The sequence below is a fragment of the Staphylococcus sp. GDY8P72P genome, assembly GCF_016890655.1.
Classification (GTDB): Bacteria; Bacillota; Bacilli; order Staphylococcales; family Staphylococcaceae; genus Staphylococcus; species Staphylococcus arlettae.
The window spans coordinates 423463-440335 of sequence record NZ_JAFEQJ010000006.1 but is presented as its reverse complement, the minus strand read 5'-3'; the positions used below and the strand labels follow the sequence as shown (position 1 = coordinate 440335).

General features: G+C 33.8%; 16 protein-coding genes. 15 read left to right on the top strand and 1 reads right to left on the bottom strand.

Annotated features, from left to right (window positions below; all coding sequences use genetic code 11):
* The first annotated feature begins 371 nt into the window (after positions 1-371).
* The 10 genes from JVU85_RS03260 (at position 372) to JVU85_RS03215 (ending at position 10402) form a co-directional block, all read left to right on the top strand.
* On the top strand, positions 372-1067 hold the full coding sequence (locus JVU85_RS03260) for a GNAT family N-acetyltransferase (RefSeq protein ID WP_204172081.1): 696 nt from the start codon (positions 372-374) through the stop codon (positions 1065-1067).
* Positions 1068-1428: 361 nt separating this feature from the next.
* Positions 1429-1917 (top strand): peptide deformylase, encoded by a 489-nt coding sequence (locus JVU85_RS03255; protein WP_021458911.1) that lies wholly within the window; start codon positions 1429-1431, stop codon positions 1915-1917.
* Positions 1910-2842 carry a methionyl-tRNA formyltransferase gene (gene fmt, locus JVU85_RS03250; protein WP_002510941.1) on the top strand — a complete coding sequence of 311 codons (933 nt, stop codon included), beginning with the start codon at positions 1910-1912 and terminating at the stop codon, positions 2840-2842. The genes JVU85_RS03255 and fmt overlap by 8 nt, the downstream gene beginning before the upstream one ends.
* Entirely contained in the window at positions 2842-4149 is a 1308-nt protein-coding gene (rsmB, locus tag JVU85_RS03245; protein ID WP_204172088.1) for a 16S rRNA (cytosine(967)-C(5))-methyltransferase RsmB, read from the top strand. The genes fmt and rsmB overlap by 1 nt, the downstream gene beginning before the upstream one ends.
* 4 nt (positions 4150-4153) lie before the next feature.
* Entirely contained in the window at positions 4154-5248 is a 1095-nt protein-coding gene (gene rlmN / locus JVU85_RS03240) for a dual-specificity RNA methyltransferase RlmN (protein WP_002510943.1), read from the top strand.
* Between the two features lie 6 nt (positions 5249-5254).
* The gene (locus tag JVU85_RS03235) at positions 5255-6001 is read left to right on the top strand and encodes a Stp1/IreP family PP2C-type Ser/Thr phosphatase (RefSeq protein ID WP_002510944.1); all 747 of its coding nucleotides are present in this window, start codon (positions 5255-5257) and stop codon (positions 5999-6001) included.
* Positions 5998-8031 (top strand): Stk1 family PASTA domain-containing Ser/Thr kinase, encoded by a 2034-nt coding sequence (gene pknB / locus JVU85_RS03230; protein ID WP_002510945.1) that lies wholly within the window; start codon positions 5998-6000, stop codon positions 8029-8031. Before JVU85_RS03235 ends, pknB begins: the two co-directional genes overlap by 4 nt.
* A 208-nt stretch (positions 8032-8239) precedes the next feature.
* Complete coding sequence (gene rsgA, locus JVU85_RS03225) at positions 8240-9115, top strand: ribosome small subunit-dependent GTPase A (RefSeq protein WP_021458909.1); 876 nt, start codon at positions 8240-8242, stop codon at positions 9113-9115.
* Positions 9115-9759 carry a ribulose-phosphate 3-epimerase gene (gene rpe, locus JVU85_RS03220; protein WP_002510946.1) on the top strand — a complete coding sequence of 215 codons (645 nt, stop codon included), beginning with the start codon at positions 9115-9117 and terminating at the stop codon, positions 9757-9759. The genes rsgA and rpe overlap by 1 nt, the downstream gene beginning before the upstream one ends.
* Before the next feature lie 4 nt (positions 9760-9763).
* On the top strand, positions 9764-10402 hold the full coding sequence (locus JVU85_RS03215; protein ID WP_002510947.1) for a thiamine diphosphokinase: 639 nt from the start codon (positions 9764-9766) through the stop codon (positions 10400-10402).
* A gap of 60 nt (positions 10403-10462) precedes the next feature.
* Here JVU85_RS03215 and rpmB read toward each other — a convergent pair whose 3' ends face one another.
* The gene (gene rpmB, locus JVU85_RS03210) at positions 10463-10651 is read right to left on the bottom strand and encodes a 50S ribosomal protein L28 (RefSeq protein WP_002510948.1); all 189 of its coding nucleotides are present in this window, start codon (positions 10649-10651) and stop codon (positions 10463-10465) included.
* Positions 10652-10887: 236 nt separating this feature from the next.
* Here rpmB and JVU85_RS03205 point away from each other — a divergent pair, with 236 nt between their 5' ends.
* From JVU85_RS03205 to recG, 5 genes are all read left to right on the top strand, one after another.
* Positions 10888-11259: an Asp23/Gls24 family envelope stress response protein gene (locus tag JVU85_RS03205; RefSeq protein WP_002510949.1), complete on the top strand. Its 372-nt coding sequence runs from the start codon at positions 10888-10890 to the stop codon at positions 11257-11259.
* 15 nt (positions 11260-11274) lie between these two features.
* Positions 11275-12933, top strand: coding sequence for a fatty acid kinase catalytic subunit FakA (gene fakA / locus JVU85_RS03200; protein WP_002510950.1), 1659 nt, complete (start codon positions 11275-11277; stop codon positions 12931-12933).
* A gap of 318 nt (positions 12934-13251) precedes the next feature.
* Complete coding sequence (gene sdaAB / locus JVU85_RS03195; protein ID WP_002510951.1) at positions 13252-13917, top strand: L-serine ammonia-lyase, iron-sulfur-dependent subunit beta; 666 nt, start codon at positions 13252-13254, stop codon at positions 13915-13917.
* Between the two features lie 12 nt (positions 13918-13929).
* Positions 13930-14799, top strand: coding sequence for an L-serine ammonia-lyase, iron-sulfur-dependent, subunit alpha (gene sdaAA / locus JVU85_RS03190; protein ID WP_204172080.1), 870 nt, complete (start codon positions 13930-13932; stop codon positions 14797-14799).
* Positions 14800-14801: 2 nt separating this feature from the next.
* A complete protein-coding gene (recG, locus tag JVU85_RS03185; RefSeq protein WP_204172079.1) occupies positions 14802-16844 on the top strand; it encodes an ATP-dependent DNA helicase RecG in 2043 nt (680 codons plus the stop codon).
* Positions 16845-16873 lie beyond the last annotated feature (29 nt).

Here is a 16873-nt window from a genome sequence, read left to right as displayed (position 1 = left end):
CTTCCGCTTCACATTAATATTAACTTAAATCTATGATGACCGAGATATATTTACAACTACTAAGCAAAGAGGCTAGGACAATGTTGATTCGTCCTAGTCTCTTTTCATATTGACAATACTGGTTGCATTGAAAATGCGCTTCAAATCAAGTTTTTTTCAACGTTAAGTTAAAAAATAATTATACAATATAATGACCGACATATTTACTTTTTACAAGTTAGAATGCTATATTATTTATAATTCACAAACGTATACAGTAATAAATGGTAAGCGTTGGAAACAAAATAATAGGTAAGCCCACTTTTCAAACTCAGAACACTTTCATAAATAAAAATACCTTCATCTATAACATTAAGTAAGGAGAAATTAACATGCCATATAATAAATATAATCAACAAATTGGTTTCGCATTGCCAGACTTTGAAATGCCTAAAAAACCTACTGCACAAGTATTAGAAGGTAATTATAGCCGCTTAGAAAAAATTGATAATACACATATTGATGATTTATTTAAAAATTTAGGAAATGAAAAAGACAATAATAATTGGACATACTTACCAAGAGAGCCAATCACTGATTATAATCAGTTTAAACAATTTATTCAAAATCAAATTGACTCAACAGATCCTTACTTTCTCGCAATAGTTGATAAAGAAACAAATGAGGCATTAGGTGAATTAGCGTTATTAAGAATTAATGTACAGGATGGATCGATAGAAGTAGGTCATATACAATATTCAACAAAGTTACAGCGCACACGTATCGCCACGGAAGTTCATTTTTTATTAGCTCAATATATTTTTGAAACTTTAGGATTTCGACGTTACGAATGGAAATGTGATGCTTTAAATAAAGCTTCATTTCGTAGTGCCCAACGTTTAGGTTTTACCTTCGAAGGTATTTTTAGGCAACATAAGATTTATAAAAATAGAAATCGTGATACAGCTTGGTTTTCAATGTTAGATGCGGAATGGCCTGAAATCAAAAGTGAATTTCAGCGTTGGCTCATACCAAATAACTTTACTTCAACTGGTGAACAACGGACGAAACTTACAATGAAGGAATAAAAATAGATTGTGAAAGTTGTAGTAACTTGTGATAAATCGAGAGTTACTACTATTATGGCATGTATAAGTAGATAAAATTTAAATTATTTAAGAGACGTGAGGACGAACTATTACTTATGACGAAGTAAAGTGACCTTACGTCTTTTTGTTATTATATTAATTGCTCACTCTAGAAGTGTAATTAACTACAAAGCATTATGTCACTGAGCAGCTCAAATTATTATAATTAAGGTGGAAATATTTTGAAGACGTAGTTAGACCTGTAGTATATTTAATTCCAAACGTATCTGGATATTAAGGTCGCAATTTTACTTTAGATAAGTTATAATTGTATGATGAATTTTTGAGAGGTGGCAATGCCATGACGATTCGGCAACTGGTAGCAAAACAACATCCAATATTAACGAAGAAAATAAACAAAGTGGAACGTTTTGATAGCGAGTTAGCGCAGTTACTATTAGATTTAGAAGACACTATGTATGACGTCGAAGCATCTGCGTTATGTGCTCCACAAATTAATATAAATTCTCAAGTTGCAATAATAGATATGGAAATTGACGGTTTATTACAACTTATCAACCCAGTCGTTATTAAGCAATCAGAAGAATGTACAACCGATTTAGAAGGTTCCATAAGTTTACCTGATGTATACGGAGAAGTAACTAGAAGTAATATGATTGTAGTACAAAGTAATGATAAAGAAGGCAATGATGTAGAACTTACTGCATATGATGATGTAGCACGCATGATTTTACATATGGTAGATCATTTTAATGGTGTGTTGTTTACAGAGCGCGCTGAAAAAATTTTAACTGAGGATGAGATGGAGGCGTATTTTGACGATGAGTAAAATAATTTTTATGGGTACACCAGATTTTTCTACAAAAGTATTAGAAATGTTAATTGCAGAACATAATGTTATAGCAGTAGTGACTCAACCAGATAGACCTGTAGGGAGAAAGAAAACTTTAACAGCACCGCCTGTTAAAGAAGTAGCAGTAGCACAAGGTATTCCAGTGTATCAACCTGAAAAGTTAGCGACATCTGAGGAATTAGATACGTTAATTAATTTAGAGGCTGATTTGATAGTGACTGCTGCATTTGGTCAACTTTTACCTACAAGCTTACTTGAAGCACCAAGATTAGGGGCAATCAATGTTCATGCTTCTTTATTACCAAAATATAGAGGTGGCGCACCAATCCATCAAGCAATTATTGATGGCGAATCCCAAACAGGAATTTCTATAATGTATATGGTAGCTAAGCTTGATGCCGGTGATATTATTGCACAACAAGCTATCGATATTGAACAAACAGATGACGTCGGTACGATGCATGATAAATTAAGCTTTTTAGGTGCAACTTTATTAAAAGAAACATTACCATCAATCATTAATGAAACGAATGAGCGCACACCACAAGATGATGCACACGCTACATTTGCTTCTAACATTAGTAGAGAAGATGAACACATTAATTGGAACCAGTCAGCAGATGAAATATATAACCACATTCGTGGCTTATCACCTTGGCCAGTTGCTTATACTACATTAGACGATGCAAACATGAAGATCTATGCTGCTAAAATCGAACGTAATAAACAAGGTGAAGCAGGAAAGATTATCGAAACGACTAAAAAAGCTATTATAGTAGGAACAGGATCAGCTGATGCAATAGCGTTAACTGATATTAAAGTTGCGGGGAAAAAACGAATGCTTGCTGCAAATTATTTAAGCGGTGTCCAAACGTCACTTGTTGGAAAGGAACTTAAATGATGACAACTACGGCTAGAATGTTAGCTTTTGATTCGTTACAAGCGATTATTAACGACAAAGCGTATAGTAATCTTGAAATAAATAATATATTATCTGAATATCCATTATCACGTGCAGATAAAAATTTATATACAGAAATAGTCTATGGTACATTAAAACGTAAATATACGTTAGATTATATGTTGAAACCTTTTGTGCAAACTAAAATTAAAGGATGGGTCAGACTCTTATTATGGATGAGCATTTATCAACATGTGTATTTAAATCGTATACCACAACATGCCATTATTAATGAAGCGGTGGAAATAGCTAAGTATAAAGGCGGACCGCATAATGGTAATGTAGTAAATGGAATTTTACGTAATTTCATGCGCACAGAATTACCTGATTTCAGTAATATTAACAATGATCAAACACGTATTGCAATAGCATACAGTCTTCCTAAATGGCTAGTAAAACATTGGGTTACTCATTTTGGTATTGAGAAAACTGAAGCGATGGCGCAATCATTTTTGACAAAAGTAAATCAAACCGTCCGTGTTAATACGACTCAAACTACAATAGAAGCAGTCATTGCAAAATTACAAGATGAAGGATTTGAAGTGGAACAAGATCACGATATTGCTGAATGTTTACACATTAAAGGTAACACTATAATTGAGTCTAGAATTTTTAAAGATGGTTTAGTATCTATTCAAGATAAAAGTTCAATGTTTGTAGCGAATGTTTTAGCACCCGAGCCTGGCGACAGCGTTTTAGATGCGTGTAGTGCACCTGGAGGAAAAGCATGTCATATCGCTGAGCTGATGGCAAACCAAGGGCAAGTAGATGCAACAGATATACATGAACATAAAATAGAATTAATCAATTTTAATAAAAGAAAGTTACGATTATCTAACATTTTGAGTTATCAACACGATGCTACGCAAAAATATGATAAAGTTTATGATAAGATTTTAGTTGATGCGCCATGTAGTGGCTTAGGTGTCTTGCGCCATAAACCTGAAATTAAATATGAACAAAGTCAAACGTCTATTCAAGCATTGGTAGAATTGCAATTAGAGATTCTAAACAATATCAAACACAATGTGAAACCAGGTGGTACGATCGTGTATTCAACTTGTACAGTTGAACAATTAGAAAATGAAAATGTAATTTATACATTTTTAAAAGAAAATAAGGATTTTGAATTTGAGTTGATTGAACATCCAATTACTAAAGAACAAATGAAAACGATGCAGATTTTACCACAAGATTTTAACTCTGACGGCTTCTTTATTACTAAAATTAAAAGGAAGGAACAATAATATTATGATTACAACGGAAAAAAAGAAGAAAAATAAATTTCTTCCAGATTTTGAAAAGCAATCGATTTATTCTTTGCGTTACGATGAAATGCAAAATTGGTTAGTAGAACATGGCCAACAAAAATTCAGAGCAAAACAAATCTTTGAATGGTTATATGAAAAACGTGTTGATAGTATAGATGAAATGACAAACTTGTCAAAAGAATTAAGAAATCTACTAAGCGAACATTTTGCAATTACTACATTAACAACGGTAGTTAAACAAGAAAGTAAAGACGGTACAATTAAGTTTTTATTTGAATTACAGGATGGCTATACAATAGAAACAGTATTAATGAGACATGAATATGGTAATTCGGTGTGTGTTACGACACAAGTAGGTTGTCGAATTGGTTGTACATTTTGCGCGTCCACACTCGGAGGTTTGAAACGTAACTTAGAAGCAGGAGAGATTGTTTCACAAGTACTTACTGTACAAAAGGCCTTAGACGAATCAGAAGAACGCGTTTCTCAAATTGTTATTATGGGAATTGGAGAACCGTTTGAAAACTATGATGAAATGATGGATTTCCTAAAAATAGTAAATAACGATAATGGTTTAAACATTGGTGCGAGACATATTACAGTTTCAACATCTGGTATTATACCGCGTATTTATGATTTTGCTGATGAAGATATTCAAATTAATTTTGCAGTGAGTTTACATGGAGCAAAAGACGAAATACGTTCAAGATTAATGCCTATAAATAGAGCTTATAATGTTGAAAAATTGATGGAAGCTATTCATTATTATCAAGAGAAAACAAACCGTCGTATCACATTTGAGTATGGTTTATTTGGTGGTGTTAATGACCAACTAGAACATGCACGTGAATTAGCACATCTTATTCAAAAATTGAATTGTCATGTGAACTTAATTCCAGTAAACCATGTACCTGAACGTAATTATGTAAAAACGCCAAAAGAAGATATTTTCAAATTTGAAAAAGAACTTAAACGATTAGGTATTAATGCAACAATTAGACGTGAACAAGGTTCTGATATTGATGCAGCTTGTGGTCAATTAAGAGCAAAGGAACGTCAAGTAGAAACGAGGTAGAGCCAAATGCTAAAGGCACAAATTTATTCTGACAAAGGTCAATACCGTGAAAATAATGAAGATACAGGTGGCATATTTTACAATAAAACACAGCAGCAATTGCTTGTTTTATGTGATGGCATGGGAGGTCATCTAGCAGGTGAAATTGCTAGCCAATACGTAACTAACGAACTGCAAAAATGTTTTGAAGAAGAAAATCTGATAGAACCTGATCAGGCAGAAAGTTGGTTACGTACAACATTAAAACGTATTAATAGAGAACTTTATCAGTTATCGACAGACCGCCCTGAATATAGTGGAATGGGAACCACTTGTGTCTGTGCATTAGTCTTTGATGAGTATGTAGTAGTAGCAAATATTGGTGATTCACGTGCTTATCTAGTGAATAGTCGAGAAGTTGAACAAATTACAAATGATCATTCTTTTGTTAATCATTTAGTAATGATTGGTCAAATCACAGAAGAAGAAGCATTTAATCATCCACAACGTAATATTATTACGAAGGTAATGGGGACAGATAAATTAGTATCACCGGATATATTTGTGAAAAAAACTAATTTCTATGATTTTTTGATGTTAAATACAGATGGATTAACCGATTATGTTAAAAACAAACCGATTCAAGATATTTTGAATGATGAAGATGCAACAATGGATAGTTTAGGACATTCGCTTATTGATATCGCATTGACGAATGATTCCAATGATAATATTAGTATAATACTAGCTAAGATTGAAGGTGATAAAGTATGATAGGTACAACGTTGAATGATCGTTACAAAGTGTTAGAAAAACTTGGTGGCGGTGGAATGAGCAACGTCTATCTTGCTGAAGATACGATATTAAATCGTAAAGTTGCTATTAAAGCAATTACGATTTCTCATGGTGAAAAAGAAGAAACGATTAAACGGTTTGAACGAGAAGTACATAATCTAACACAATTGTCCCACGAAAATATTGTTAAAGTATTCGATGTAACTGAGAATGAATCGAGCTTTTTTATAGTAATGGAATATATTGAAGGACCAACATTGTCTGAGTTTATTCAGGCACATAGTCCGTTAGAAATTGATACAGTTATGAATTTTACTAATCAAATTCTTGATGGTATTAAACATGCACATGATACGGGTATTGTACACAGAGATATTAAGCCTCAAAATATATTAATTGAAAAAGACAAAACACTTAAGATACTTGATTTTGGCATTGCTAAAGCTTTAAGCGAAACGACAATGACGCAAACAAATCACGTCTTAGGAACTGTGCAATATTTGTCACCAGAACAAGCAAGAGGTGAAGCAACTGATAGTGGTACAGATATTTATTCAATTGGCGTAGTATTATATGAAATGCTTGTAGGTAAACCACCTTTTAATGGTGAAAATGCAATTAGTATTGCTATTAAACATATTCAAGAAGCAATACCTAATGTTTCAGATCATCGTACAGAAATTCCTCAAGCATTAAGTAATGTAGTATTGAAAGCTACTGAAAAAGATAAGGCAGATCGCTATCAATCTATAGATGCAATGACAACAGATTTAAACAGTGCATTGTCATCTGAACGTGCCGCTGAGGATAAATATGTATCCGAAGATATGACAACTCAAACGATTGCTATTGATAAAGATGAAATAGCAAATAAAGCCAAACAAGAACAAAATAAAGACATCGACCAAACGATGCAAATACCAATTGTAGAACAACAAAAATTCCAGTCATCAGAAGAGCAAATCTATGCGGTGCCAACTAAAAAAAGATCCAAATATAAGAAGTTCTTTTATGCCTTCATATTCGTTTTATTATTATTTGGCTTGTTCGGTTTTATAGCTATGGGGATGTTTGGCAATAAATATTTAGAAACTCCTGATTTAAGTGGTAAAACAGAAAAAGAAGCTGAACAAACATTAAAAGATAATAATTTAAAATTAGGTGAAATATCTAGAGCATATAGTGACAAATATGATGAAAATAAAATCATTAAAACATCACCTAAAAAAGGTCAAAGATTAGAAGAAAAAAGCACAGTTGATATAGTATTATCAAAAGGACCTAATAAAAAAGAAATGCCGAATCTTTATGGTTTATCTAAAGAACAAGCATTAGATAAATTAGAAAATCTTGGTTTTGATAATGTAAAAGTCACTGAATCATATACGAAAAATAATACACCAAAAGGTTTAATTGAAGATCAAAATAAAACTGCAGGCGATAGAGTTAAATTGTCTAGCCAAATTAAACTAACGCAATCTTTAGGTGTTAAACAAGTACATGTCGACAATTACGAGAAAAAACCATTTAAAGAAGCGAAAGAAGCGCTAGAAGCCAAAGGTTTTGATGTTGCTGTAACCGAAGAGCGCAATCATGATAGCATTAAGAAAGACTCGGTTATTAGTCAATCTCCAAAAGATGAAGAAGTTGATGAAGGTTCAACAGTTAGTTTTGTAGTTTCTAAAGGTAAAGAAGAAAAAGATGACAAAGAAGACAAGGCTGACAAAGAAAAAGACAAAGAAGAAGACAAAGATGATGAGTCAGACGTAAAAACATATACTGAAACTTTCAATATAAATTATGGTGGCGAAGACGATGAGAGCCAAGAAGTTAAAGTTTATGTTCGTGACAAAGATCATTCTGGTTCTTCTGCAACTCAAACTTTCAAAATTAAAGATGACAAAACAATTAAAATACCTATGAAAATAGAAAAAGGTGAAACTGCAGGTTATACTGTCCGTTTAGATGGCAAAATAATCGCAGATAAAGACATACCATATGATTTTTAATAATTGATGGAAGGCTAGATAAAGTAGTGAATTGAGTGACTGAGAAGTGCTCGATTTGGCATAAAGTGAAGTTAAGTGCATGTATAAGCTTTACTTTATGTCATTACTACTTTTTATCTAACCTTTTTTAATTAATATTATTTATTATTTAATTTTATAAGCCTTTGCTATAATAATAGAAGTAAACATACTGAAGAGAGGTGCTAGATTGAAAACAGGCCGTATTATTAAATCTTTGAGTGGCGTTTATCGTGTAGATGTCGATGGTGAAATGTTTGATACTAAGCCTAGAGGATTATTTAGAAAAAATAAGTTTTCACCTATAGTGGGTGATGTAGTGGATTTTGAAGTTGAGAATATTACTGAAGGATATATACAAAATGTGCATACTAGAAAAAATGAACTTAAACGTCCACCTGTGAGTAATGTAGACCATTTAATTATAGTGATGAGTGCGATAGAACCATCATTTTCTACACAACTATTAGATCGATTTTTGGTTATTGCTCACTCATATCATATGCGGCCGCGCATTTTAGTTACGAAAAAAGATCTTTTGACGACGGAAGAAGTTCACAAAATTACAGAGCTTCTAACAATTTATGAAGCTATGGGTTACCAAACACAATTCGTTGGATTAGAAGATGATATTTCTGCAATTTTTGACGCTTGGGGAAATGGTTTAGCAGTATTAAGTGGTCAGTCAGGTGTTGGTAAGTCCACTTTATTAAATCACTTTTTCCCAGAGTTAAATATTGAAACGCAATATATCTCTAAATCATTAAATCGAGGTCGTCATACTACACGACATGTAGAATTGTATGAACGGCATAATGGTTTTATTGCAGATACTCCAGGTTTTAGTGCATTAGATTTTGATCATATTCAAAAAGAAGAACTAAAATCGTATTTTGTCGACATTGCTGAATATGGGGAGTTGTGTAAATTTAGAGATTGCAACCATATAAAAGAACCAAAATGTAATGTCAAAATTGAGTTAGAAAATAACAACATTGCCCAATTTCGTTATGATCATTATGTTCAATTATACAACGAAATTAGTAACAGAAAGGAACGATACTAATGGCAAAAATTTATCCTTCATTATTATCAGCAGATTTTTTAAAATTACAAGAAGAGTTAACACAAATAGAAGCATCAGGTGCAGATGGTGTCCATTTTGATGTGATGGATGGACAATTTGTTCCAAATATATCAATAGGATTACCTATTTTAGAAGCAGTACGTAAAGGAACAACATTACCCATTGATGTCCATTTAATGATTGAACAACCTGAACAATATGTTGAATTATTTGCGCAACACGGTGCAGATATGATTTCAGTACATGTAGAAGCAACACCTCATATACATAGGGTAGTGCAACAGATTAAAAATCAAAATGTGAAAGCTGGAGTGGTTTTGAATCCGGGTACACCTATAGATGCCATTAAACCAATTATAAACATGGTAGATTATGTTCTAATTATGACAGTGAATCCAGGTTTTGGTGGCCAGGCATTTATCGAAAATAGTCTAGCTAAGATAGAAAGTTTAGCTGAGTTGAAATCACAACTAAATTTAACTTTTGATATTGAAGTTGACGGTGGCATTAATGATATGACAGCTCAACAAGTCATTAACAAAGGCGCAACAATGTTAGTCGCTGGTTCCTATTTCTTTGGACATAATGATTATGCAACTGCGACAAAACAACTGAAAGGTTGATAATATGAAAGCTAAAATTCTATGTGGTAACCGTAATTTGCCGGCTCAATTACTCGAAACCGCAAATGATGACCACTGGATTGGTGTAGATAGAGGCGCGCTCATTTTAATACAACATGACATTACACCTAAGCTGGCTGTCGGAGATTTTGATTCAGTCACAGATAAAGAAAGAATGTTACTTGTTGAAACGCTGAACATAAACCCCGTTGAGGCTGAAAAAGATGATACAGATCTAGCACTAGCAATAGCAGAAGCAATTGATGCAGGATATGATGATATAGAAATATATGGTGCTACTGGGGCGCGATTGGATCATTTTATGGGTGCTTTGCAAATTTTAGAAAAGCCTGAATATCATCAAGGTAATGTCAATTTGCGTATCATTGATGCTCAAAATGAAATACAATATTTACCACAGGGTCAGCACATAGTTAGTAGAGATGAATCTTATCAGTATGTATCTTTTATACCAGTCATTTATCCAGTTACGATTACATTGCAACATTTTAAATACGAATTATTCAATCAGACATTAGCACTCGGTTCTACATTAACAGTGTCTAATGAGTTGAATGAGGAACGGGGCAAAGTGATAATCGATAATGGTAGTTTGTTAATGATTAAAAGTAAAGATGCTTAAACATAAAAAAAGACCAATCCTCCACATAAGGACTGGTCTTTTTAATGTGCATTATATTTATTAAACTCTAGTAACTTTACCAGATTTTAAAGCACGTGCAGAAACCCAAACTTTTTTAGGTTTTCCGTCTACAAGAATTCTAACTTTTTGAAGGTTAGCATTCCATCTACGTTTAGTAGAATTTAAAGCGTGTGAACGATTGTTACCAGTTGAAGCTTTACGACCTGTTACGTAACATTGTTTGCCCATGAAAGTACCTCCTTTAATAAATATAAATACACGTGTCTACTACATACTTGGATAATATATCATAAATTGAAAGTCATGGCAATAAAATTATAAATATTTAACATTGTACTTTTACAGTGAATAAATTATGCTATAATTATACGATGTGAAATATTGTAGATTTTTCTACGATGCGTTAATTGTAATTCTAAACAATCAAACATCTGTTGAGGGAAAATTTTGAGGGGGCCTATAAAATGACATTGGAAATTAAAAATGATTATGGTAATATCAATATTTCAAATGAAGTGATAGCTAACGTTGTTGGTAGTAAAGCAGTGGAATGTTATGGCATTGTAGGAATGGCTTCAAGACAACAAGTTAGAGATGGCATTGCAGAAATACTTGGGCATGAAAATTATGCTAAAGGTATTGTGGTTAAAGAAAATTTAGGTGAAATAGTTGTGGATATGTATATTATCACAAGTTATGGTGTCAAAATATCTGAGGTCGCAAGTAATGTTCAATCTACAGTTAAATATACATTGGAACAAACATTAAAAATAAAAGTAAAAGCAATTAATATATACGTACAAGGTGTGCGCATAAATAACGGCATGAAAAACTAGGAGGATATTATAGAAATGGTTAGCACAATTAATGGTAAGCTTTTTGCCGATATGATAATACAAGGGGCGCAAAACTTATCAAAACATGCAGACTTAGTGGATTCACTCAACGTGTATCCTGTTCCTGATGGTGATACGGGGACAAATATGAATTTAACAATGACTTCAGGAAGAGAAGCAGTCGAGCACAATTCATCCAATCATATAGGAGCATTAGGAAAAACATTTTCAAAAGGGCTCTTAATGGGTGCGCGAGGTAATTCAGGTGTGATTTTATCCCAAATTTTCAGAGGTTTTTGTAAGGCACTTGAAGAAAACGAAGAAATCAATGCACAACAACTCGCTGAAAGTATACAGGCTGGTGTTGACACAGCTTATAAAGCAATCATGAAGCCAGTTGAGGGGACAATATTAACTGTAGCTAAAGATGCTGGCAGTGCAGCAATTGATAAAGCACAATCGACAGAAGATTGTTTGGAACTTATGTCTTTCGTTGTAGAAAGTGCCAAAGAATCTTTAGATAATACACCTAATTTACTACCAGTATTAAAAGAAGTAGGTGTAGTTGATAGTGGCGGTAAAGGCTTAGTATTGGTCTATGAAGGATTTTTAGCGGCTTTAAAAGGTGAAACTATAGAAGATAATAGCCAAAAAATAGACGCTGAATCATTAGTGACTGAAGCACATGATTTTCATGGTGTGATAAATACTGAGGATATCGTTTACGGTTACTGTACTGAGATGATGGTTAAATTTGATGAACAAGCTAAAACATTTGATGAAAATGAGTTTAGAGAAGATATGAGTCAATTTGGCGATTCATTATTAGTAATTAATGATGATGAAATTGTAAAAGTTCATGTACATACTGAAAAACCTGGTGATGTCTTTAATTATGGTCAGCAATACGGCGAATTAATTAAATTGAAATCCGAAAATATGCGTGAACAACATCGAGAGGTAATTAAAAAAGAACAAAACAACCAAACAGCTCAAACTGAAACTACCACTTCTAACGTAGAAACTGCAGTTATTACGATTTCTATGGGTGAAGGTATCTCTGAGTTATTCAAATCGATGGGTGCTACACATGTAATTCATGGTGGTCAAACGATGAATCCATCTACGCAGGATATCATTGATGTGATTAAACAATCAAATTGTAAACGTGCGTTGATTTTACCTAATAACAAAAATATTCAAATGGCTAGTGAACAAGCAGCAGATATTGTAGATGTAGAAGCACTTGTAGTGCCTACACGTTCAATTCCACAAGGCATTGCAGCGCTGTTTAATTATGATAAAGAAGATACGTTAACTGACAATAAAAAACGTATGCTTGAATCATTATCTGTAGTTAAATCCGGTGCAATTACTTACGCGGTAAGAGATACTACAATTGATGGTGTGGAAATTAAAAAAGATGCATTTATGGGCTTAGCAGAAGACAAAATTGTGACAAGTAATGTTGAGCAAAATATAGCGGTTCAACAATTACTACAAGACATGATTGAAGAGGACAGCGAAATCATTACTATTATTGCAGGAGCAGAGGCTGATGATGATACGACTGCAGCCATTGAACAATGGTTAGAAGCGGAATACCCAGAAATAGAAATGGATTTACATCATGGTCAGCAACCAGTATATCCTTATTTATTTTCAGTGGAATAAATTAAAAGGTAGCTGGTACAGTATCTTTTAATAATATGGTTTTGTTTAAATTAGTTTTTTAGGCGTTTAAATCATAACAAGATACTGGTTAGGGCGGGAATAGGAAATCAATTTTTGTTGGATTTGATTTCACTTCCGCTCTTTTTTGTGCTGTTTATTTAAAGTTTCATCGTTGAGCAATGGTTGAAGTAGCATTATGAATAAGCATTATAACCAGTTTCGGTTTATAAAAGCTTACTCTCTTGTTATAATAATGTAGCATTAGGAAATGTAAGCGCAACACTTTAGAAACATTAAAATTAAGAGTGGGGTATAATTATGAAATATAAAAGTGTATTTGATATTATAGGTCCGACTATGGTTGGACCATCATCGTCACATACTGCAGGTGCTGTAAGAATTGGTTTAGTAGCCAAAGACTTATTTGGTCAAGTTCCAAAACAAGTAGATATATATTTATATGGTTCTTTCATGGAAACGTATCAAGGGCATGGTACGGACGTTGCACTTGTAGGTGGCTTATTAGGTTATGATACAGATGATGATCGTATTAAAAGTAGTTTACAAACAGCAGAAGAGGTCGGAATGAAAGTAAACTTCATAGAAATGGCAGAAGAACGCTCACATCCCAACACTGCTATTCTAAATATGCGTGATGGTGAAAAAGAAATTTCTGTAGAAGGTGTGTCTATTGGTGGAGGAAAAATAGAAGTAGTGGCGATCAATGGCTTTAATATCGCTATCAGTGGTAATTATCCAGCACTACTAGTCTTCCATAAAGATACATTTGGTACGATAGGGCGTGTTGCGAATATTCTTGGGGATTCGAGCATTAACGTTGGTAGCATGCAAGTCTCAAGAAAAGAAAAAGGCGATCAGGCATTAATGACTTGCGAATTAGACGATGCTATAAACGAAGATATTATAGAAAAAATTAAAAACGTCGATGGTGTAGTGACTGTTTCACTCATGGGCGACGCCTAATGGAGGTATAGCATGTTTAAAAGTGTAAAGGAATTAGTGGAAATTTGTGAAACAGAAAATAAAAAAATTCATGAAGTAATGTTAGAACAAGAAATGAGTATCACTGGACTAACAGCTGATGAAGTATATGCAAATATGGATAAAAACTTACAAACTATGGAAAATGCATTGGATGAAGGACTTGAGGGCGTGACATCAACTACTGGTTTAACTGGTGGTGATGCAGTACTTATTAAAAATTATATTGCTAGTGGTCAATCATTAGCAGGTAATACGCTCTTAGATGCAGTAAGCAAAGCAGTTGCTACAAATGAAGTTAATGCTGCTATGGGCAAAATTTGTGCTACACCAACTGCAGGTTCTGCTGGTGTCGTTCCAGGTGTATTATTTGGTTTGAAACCGAGTTTAAACCCGTCAAGAAAAGATATGTTAAATTTCTTATTAACTTCAGGTGCTTTTGGTTTTGTTGTAGCTAATAATGCATCAATTTCTGGTGCAGCAGGTGGTTGTCAAGCAGAAGTAGGGTCTGCAGCAGCAATGGCAGCCGGTGCTACAGTAGAATTAGCTGGAGGTACGCCACAACAATCGGCCGAAGCTTTTGCAATTTGTTTGAAAAATATGCTAGGTTTAGTATGTGACCCTGTCGCTGGATTGGTAGAAGTACCTTGTGTAAAGCGTAATGCAGCGGGTGCATCAAATGCGATAGTTTCAGCAGATATGGCACTTGCTGGAGTTACATCAAGAATACCGACCGATGAGGTTATTGAAGCAATGTATAAAATTGGACAAACAATGCCTTCAGCTTTACGTGAAACTGGACGTGGTGGTTTAGCTGGAACACCTACAGGGCAACGTTTAAAACAAGAAATATTTGGTGATTAATTATGTCAAAAGTCAATTTAATAGAGAGTCCGTATCCTTTAACTAAAATAAAAGGTTTGGGGCCGAAGCGTTTGGTAGTATTAAATGAATTGAATATCCATACAGTTGAAGATTTAATTTTATATTTACCAATGCGCTATGAAGATAATACTGTAATTGACTTAAATCAAGCAGATGATCAATCTATGGTGACAGTTGTGGGTGAAGTTTATTCAACACCAACTGTCGCTTTTTTTGGTCGCAATAAGTCAAAGTTAACTGTACATATAATGGTCAATCAAATTGCTGTTAAATGTGTATTTTTTAATCAACCCTATTTAAAGAAAAAAATTGAGTTACATCAAATGGTCACTATTAAAGGGAAGTGGCAACGTAATAAACAGGAAATTAATGGTACTCGTATGTTCTTTCAACAAAGTAATACAGAAGAACAATTTGAACCTGTTTATCGGATAAAAGAAGGTATCAAGCAAAAACCATTACGTGAGATGATTCGTCAAGTATTACAAGATGTTACTATTCACGAATGGCTGTCAGATGAACTAAGAAAGAAATACAAGTTGGAGTCGTTGTCTGACACGTTAAAAGCTTTACATTTTGCAAAAGATAAACAGTCATTGATGAAAGCACGTCGAACGTATGCATTTACTGAATTATTCATGTTTGAATTACGTATGCAATGGTTAAACCGCTTAGAAAAATCTTCGGATGAAGCAGTTGAAGTAGAATATAATATTACGTTAGTCAAACAATTTATTGAACGCTTACCTTTTGAATTAACAGATGCGCAAAAAAATAGTGTGAATGAAATTTTTCGTGATTTAAAGGCACCTATTCGCATGCACAGACTACTGCAAGGTGATGTGGGATCAGGCAAAACTGTGGTTGCTGCAATTTGTATGTACGCCTTAAAAACGGCCGGCTATCAATCTGCGTTAATGGTACCGACTGAAATATTAGCTGAACAACATGCAGAAAGTTTAGTTCAGTTATTTGGTGATACTATGAATGTAGCTTTATTGACAGGTTCAGTAAAAGGGAAAAAACGAAAATTATTGTTAGAGCAATTAAAAGCAGGAGAGATAGATTGTTTAATTGGGACACATGCTTTGATTCAAGATGATGTTGTTTTCCAACAAGTTGGTTTAGTGATTACCGATGAACAGCATCGTTTTGGAGTGAATCAACGCCAATTATTACGCGAAAAAGGCGCTATGACTAATGTATTATTCATGACTGCGACGCCTATTCCTCGTACATTAGCTATTTCTGTATTCGGTGAAATGGATGTCTCATCAATTAAACAGTTACCAAAAGGACGAAAACCTATCATCACTTCATGGTCAAAACATGAAGCATATGAACAAGTTCTAAATCAAATGACAGCAGAATTACAGAAAGGTCGACAAGCATATGTCATATGTCCACTCATTGAGAGTTCTGAGCATTTAGAGGATGTTCAAAATGTTGTTGCCTTGTTTGAATCATTGCAACAATATTATGGTGAACAACGTGTAGGCTTATTACATGGAAAGTTGACTGCAGACGAAAAAGATACTGTAATGCAGCGGTTTAGTAATCATGAAATTGATATTTTAGTATCGACGACAGTAGTAGAAGTAGGTGTGAATGTACCTAATGCTACATTCATGATGATATACGACGCCGACCGCTTTGGACTGTCGACGCTTCATCAGTTGCGTGGTCGTGTAGGACGAAGTGAACATCAAAGTTACTGTGTATTAATTGCCTCTCCAAAAACTGAAACAGGGATAGAGCGAATGACAATTATGACACAAACAACAGATGGTTTTGAATTAAGTGAGAGAGATTTAGAAATGCGTGGACCAGGTGACTTTTTTGGAGTAAAACAAAGTGGCTTGCCTGACTTTTTAGTTGCTAATGTTGTAGAGGACTATAAAATGTTAGAAGTTGCGAGAGATGAAGCTGGTGAGCTGATACAATCAGGAGCGTTTTTTACTGATGCGTACACCCATTTAAGAGTATTTATCGAAGAAAACTTATTACATACAAGTTTTGATTAAATAATAATAACTAGAGGCTAGGACAAATT